The following is a 5,173-nucleotide window of genomic DNA, read 5'->3' as shown; positions in this document are numbered from 1 at the left end:
AAAACCCCCACTGATTGAATTTTCACTTTATTTCAGGACATATTATTTTTTGTGTTGTCACTGAGTAATGAAGAAGAAGTGTTAAAAGAATTGGTACCGAGTGGGTAAATAATTATGCATATTACATAGTAAGTATGAATAGGACATTTGATGGATATAGAACGAATTATGTCGTATCGATAACGATCCATAGATAGTCATGATACGAGAAAAATAGTTGCGGAAAATAGCAATGTAGATAAGATATTTTTAGCTTATCATGGAAATATTCCGCAATCATTTTTTGCTGTTTGATAACATAACTGTCAACTATCATTGCGTGTTTACGAAAGCGTATGCTTCTATCTTTTTCGGGTATTTGCCAAAACAATAAATAGAATAAACTTAAGGTATAAATGCTTGATATGTCGAACTTTGTATATTGAAAATTTTTAAAATATCCACCTTTAGTAACTAATAATTATTCTGGAAATTGTTACAATTATGTTAACAACCAGATTCAACTTTTTGTAGGCTCTGTTATTGTTCTTTGAAGAGTGGGATTTTCAGTTCATTATATAGAACTGTTTTCTCCGTGACCTCATAACTGCGAGTTATGGAAATCACCTATTAGAACACTAGCGGGGCCTTTTTAAAATAACCTGTAAGGAGGAATGAGGATGGAACGTAACGTACATTTGTTTCCACATCAGGTAGACGAATTGGTTGAGTTGAAAGCGGAAGTGCCGACAGGAGTAGAACTGGTTCAGGCACCTGCAGTCTGGGACAGAACGACTGGCAAGGGAATGAAGGTGGCTATTTTGGACACAGGATGTGATTTATCACATCCAGAACTACGGAACAGGATTATTGGTGGGTGTAATTTTACGAATGATGATAATGGGAATCGGGAAGTATTTAAGGACTATAATGGACATGGTACCCATGTTGCCGGAACGATAGCGGCTGAAAGGAACGGTACAGGTGTGACTGGAGTAGCCCCTGAAGCTGATTTGCTCATTGTTAAGGTATTAGATAAAAATGGGTCAGGCACTTACGAATGGATTATTCAAGGTATTCAATATTCAATTGAGCAAAAGGTCGATATTATCTCTATGAGTTTAGGGGGACCGACTGATATGCCAGCTCTGCATGAAGTGATTAAAGAAGCCGTGTCAAAGGAGATATTGGTGGTTTGCGCTGCTGGTAATGCCGGAGATGGAGATGATTCCACAGACGAACTCGGATATCCAGGCTCATACAATGAGGTAATCAGTGTTGGAGCTGTTGATTTGGAATGGAGGTCATCCCGTTTCACCAATTCTAATAATGAAGTGGATTTGGTTGCACCTGGGGAAAGAATACTTAGCACGTATCTTGATGGTAAATATGCGAGTTTAAGCGGAACATCGATGGCTACCCCACATGTGGCAGGTGCCTTGGCATTGATTAAGAATATGGCAAATAAATCTTTCGAAAGAAAATTGACAGAGCCAGAATTGTATGCACAACTAATAAAACGGACTGTACCGCTTGAATATTCATCTAAACTTATTGGCAATGGCTTTCTGTATTTGACAGCTGATAATCTTTTAAAAGAGAAATGGAACGAGGTTAGGAGTGTACACCATGTATGAGGAATTCTAAAAATTTCCGGGTGCATCGTTTCTTGAACACCCAGGAGTCCGGTTTTTGAGTATATGAAAAACGGTCGCAATGAATTAAGCAGCGGTTTTTGCCGCGGGTGGTATGTTTCCTTGTATATCCCTAATTAAAGGGAGGAGGTGACTTGCCTTATGCTATTCCTGCGTTCGATCTTAGAAAGCTCGTTGATGATTTTTTTTACCACATTTGCTTCTGCATTAGCTATACGGATGGCAAATAGTAATCGAAAAAAAAGAAATACCACCCAGAGCCGACGCAAACGGAAACGGAAAGGTGGTTGAAGAATTCCACTGCTACATGGAATAGTCAGGGAGTGATCACTCCCTGACCTTTTTTATATACATTAATATTAAACGCACCTACCATATTTTTCAACCATAGCGGCTCAGATATATCTAACCTTATAGGGCTATGGTCAAAAAATTGCCATTATTAATAACCGCGTGGGATGAAATTCTGTATAATCAATATTATGCTAGAAGATAAGTTTAAAACGAAATAACACTTGAAAAAGCCTTCTCTATTTAAAGAGGAGGCCTTTTGTGTATTTGTCTACAATATTATTTCGATTTATAAATCTTCGCTGAAGGAATTGTCTCATCTTGTTCATCATAACGAGATATTTTTCTCGTATCTGGTGCAAAGAATGTTAGGATAAGGGACAGTATAAGCCCGCCTATCATAAACCCGCCAAAAACTAGTGGTGAGGGACCGTATGATTCAGCCATTGATGTCCAAATCATTGGACCGAAGCCAACTATTGCAGCGGCAATTTGATACCCGACTGATAGTCCAGTATATCGAATATTTGCCGGAAATAGCTCCGAAAAGAACGTCCCTTGTGTCGAAAAAATGGCTCCCCATAAAATCCCTAGCATGACTGCTTGCATGATAAAGAGCCAAGATGCACTTTGTTCAATTAAATTGAAATATGGTATAGCAAGAACAATCATTGTTACAAGACCACTAATGTAAATCGTCTTTCGACCAATATAATCGGATAAATAACCTGCGATAGGAATAGTAATTAGCATCGTAGCGCAACTGATAGTCAATGCTGTAAGTGCTGTATCACGAGAGTAATCTAAATAGGTCGTAGCATATACAAGAATAAATGACATAAGGAAAACATTAAAGAAACCATCACCTAATTTGAGACCTATAACATGCAAGACACTTTTCCAATTTGAACGGAACGTCTCGACAATAGGTACTTTAACAAGTTCACCACTAGCTTTTTGCTGTTGAAATGCTGGTGTTTCTTCAATTCCGTTTCTGATCCAAAGCGCTAACACAATTAGGACGGCACTTAGAAGGAATGGAATACGCCAGCCCCAAGCCATAAATTGGGCTTCGGTTGTTAGAGAACTAATTAATGTAAAACTAAACGTACCTGCAACTAGTCCAATAGGAACGCCTAATTGTGGAATGGAACCATATAGTCCTCGAATTCCTTTTGGGGCATATTCGGTCGCTAATAATACCGCACCTCCCCATTCTCCACCAAGTGAAATTCCTTGGATTAACCGAAGGAGTACTAAAAGAATCGGAGCTAATAAACCAACCTGTTCATAAGTAGGTAATGTACCGATAAGGAAGGAACTACCTCCCATACCAATGAGCGTGAGCATGAGAGAGGCCTTCCGACCGATCTTATCTCCCATATGCCCAAATAGTATACTTCCAATTGGACGAGCTGCATATCCAGCTCCGAATGTAGCAAAAGCGATTAATATTGAAATTGCGGGATCATGATTTGGGAAGAAGAGGGTTGAGAATACTAACCCAGTTGCTGTCCCATATAAATAGAAGTCATACCATTCAATAACTGAGCCAGCAACGCTAGCAAAAAGAATTCGACCTTTTTTCATATTTAATACTCCCTTCGAGCAGATAATAAACTGCTAGTAATAATAGAATGGTATTACTTAAAATGCTAAAAACTGATATTAAATAGATGTGTTAAGTTTTTTTAAATAGTCATCTTTTAAAATATTTTTCTGTATTTTACCAACAGAAGTTCGTGGGAATTCACTAATTATATGTATCTCTGAAGGTACTTTAAATTTAGCTAGTTTCTCTTTACAATGAGTGATTAGTTCTTCCTGTGAAACAGTTTGATTCTCATGCACTATGACAAAAGCAATGATTGCCTCATCTCGCATGGAATCTGGAACACCAATAACAGCAGCATCGTAGACTGCTGGATGAAGGGTTAATTTCGATTCAACTTCATTTGCCGCAATATTTTCCCCGGAACGTTTGATCATATCTTTGATACGATCAACGAAATAGAAGTAACCTTCATCATCTATTAAGGCATTGTCACCCGTATACAACCATCCATTATGTAAGGTATCAGCTGTAGCTTCTGGATTTTTGAAGTATCCTTTCATTAATGTGCGACCTGGAACACCTTTAACAATGATTTGTCCTACTTGATTGGTAGACACTTCGTTTCCATCTTTATCAACTAGAGCTACTTCATATCCGATTGTTGGCTTACCGATACTAAGATTTTTGCGTAATCCATCAATAGGATTCATGAGCGGAACCCCAATAGTTTCGGTCATTCCGTACAACTGTAGTAAGGAAACATTATATTTGCTTTGAAATTCATCGATTTGTTTTTCAGGTAGCGTTTGGGCATACCAGATTAATCGTAAGCTATTATGTATATCTTCTAAGTCATAATTTTGAGCTAGTATCATTCTAATCGGAGCTGCAAATAAAGATCCGACAGTCGCTTGGAGCTTGATAGCTTGTTTGAAATATCTTGATGCACTAAAACGTTCGGTAAGAGCGATACTTGCCCCAACAACTAGAGCTGACATCGTTGAATAGTATTGTGCGTTTCCGTGAAATAAGGGTAATACGAGGAATTGGCGATCACTAGGAGATAAACGGATGGATTTGGACATCACTTCTCCAGTGAAAATATAGTTTGCATGCGTTACTTGGACACCTTTAGGCTTTGAAGTTGTACCAGATGTATATAGCATAGAAGCAACATCATCTGCGAATAGAGGAATATCAGGGAGGTTGGACTTAGCCTGTGCCATTAAATAATCTATTGAAAGAACTCTAAATTCTTCTCCAGTGTATCTAGCTAATAAAATGTTTTTTAAATGTGGTAGGTTCCCACGAATGAAAGTGAATTTGTTTAAGTATTCTTCCTCAGTTATTAGTAGAACAGATTCTGAATGATTTAAGATGTATTCCATTTCATCTGGTGTTGACAAAGTATTAGTTGGTACCATGATTGCTCCAATACTTGCAATGGCAAACCATGAGATTAGAAAATCTAAACTGTTAGGAAGATGAAGGGTTATATGATTTCCTTTCATTACACCTATATCTCTAAATACATGACTTAAACGGTTTACTTTATCTGCGAATTCTTTATAGGTAAGGTCAGTTGTAGTACCAGCCTTATCTTCAAAAATTAGAAATGTCTTATCTGGGTGCAGTTTTACTTTTTCATGTAATAGTTTGCGTAAATTTTGGTCACCTATTATATCCAATCTAT

Annotated in this window: 3 protein-coding genes; 1 reads left to right on the top strand and 2 read right to left on the bottom strand. The window is 37.7% G+C overall.

Annotated features, from left to right (window positions below):
* Positions 1 to 659: 659 nt before the first annotated feature.
* Positions 660 to 1,616, top strand: coding sequence for a S8 family peptidase (locus tag V7014_RS19025; RefSeq protein ID WP_335509270.1), 957 nt, complete (start codon positions 660 to 662; stop codon positions 1,614 to 1,616).
* A 588-nt stretch (positions 1,617 to 2,204) separates the two neighbouring features.
* Here the strand turns inward: V7014_RS19025 and V7014_RS19020 are convergent.
* Positions 2,205 to 3,515 (bottom strand): MFS transporter, encoded by a 1,311-nt coding sequence (locus V7014_RS19020; protein ID WP_335509268.1) that lies wholly within the window; start codon positions 3,513 to 3,515, stop codon positions 2,205 to 2,207.
* 78 nt (positions 3,516 to 3,593) lie between these two features.
* Positions 3,594 to 5,173: AMP-binding protein (locus V7014_RS19015; RefSeq protein ID WP_335509266.1), on the bottom strand; the 1,580-nt coding region annotated here is incomplete at its 5' end.

It is taken from the genome of Bacillus sp. JJ722, assembly GCF_036963345.1.
GTDB lineage: Bacteria > Bacillota > Bacilli > Bacillales > DSM-1321 > Bacillus_AD.
The sequence above is the reverse complement of the archived record's forward strand: the minus strand, read 5'-3'. Positions and strand labels throughout refer to the sequence as shown.

Coding starts and splice junctions, on each gene's coding strand:
- V7014_RS19020 (WP_335509268.1), bottom strand. CDS start 3,515: ATGAAAAAAGGTCGAATTCTTTTTGCTAGCGTTGCTGGCTCAGTTATT.
- V7014_RS19025 (WP_335509270.1), top strand. CDS start 660: ATGGAACGTAACGTACATTTGTTTCCACATCAGGTAGACGAATTGGTT.